Here is a 796-nt window from a genome sequence, read left to right on the forward strand (position 1 = left end):
GAAAGCTGCCTGAAGGCCATTCGTTCTGGTGACACGCTCATTGTCTGGAAGCTCGACAGGCTGGGCCGTGATCTACGTCACCTTGTTACGACAGTCGATGACCTCTCCAAACGGTCGATAGGTTTTCGTGTTTTATCCGGGCAGACCCCAATCGATACGACCTCTGCCCAGGGCAAGTTGATGTTCGGGATTTTTGCCAGCCTCGCCGAATTTGAACGTGAGCTGATTCGAGAGCGAACCATCGCCGGACTGGCTTCCGCTCGTGCTCGTGGGCGTGTTGGCGGAAGAAAGGCGACGATGACTGCGGCCAAGATTCGCCTAGCTCAAGCAGCAATGGGCCAACCTGAAACAATTGTTGCCGATCTCTGCAAAGAGCTAAAAATCTCCCGTCAAACCTTGTATCGCCATGTGTCACCCGGTGGGGAACTGCGGCCAGACGGCACTAAGGTTCTGGGAGTTTCCTAATTGGGTTTCAGCGGCATCAACTCAGGAGCCGCCTGATAATTCGTTGCCCGATTCCGTGGATTTTTTTGGTCCATACCGAGATTGGTGCCGTGACCGGCTCTAAGGCTACCCTGAAACGTTTCCAAACCGTGGTGGAGCCACCTGAACATTGGGCAGTAGCCGTCACCTCCTCTGAAGCTGGCGGCTCCTGAGTTACGATACTAGCCGCTGAAGAATACTCCCGGGTGGGACGTCCCTCCGCATTGACAGAGGTTCCCTCATGCGGCGGCGCTGCCTCGAAAAGAAGTGCCGCCATCCGGACACCTCGGATTTTTATCATGATCTTTGAAAG

Annotated in this window: 1 protein-coding gene; it reads left to right on the plus strand. The window is 55.0% G+C overall.

Going from position 1 to position 796, the window contains the following annotated elements; genetic code table 11:
• Positions 1 to 465, plus strand: a 465-nt coding sequence (locus tag ACSQ3I_RS28120; protein ID WP_436004481.1) for a recombinase family protein, incomplete at its 5' end; no start/stop codon positions are given.
• Positions 466 to 796: the final 331 nt, after the last annotated feature.

Source organism: Rhizobium sp. LjRoot30 (assembly GCF_964253915.1).
GTDB lineage: Bacteria > Pseudomonadota > Alphaproteobacteria > Rhizobiales > Rhizobiaceae > Metarhizobium.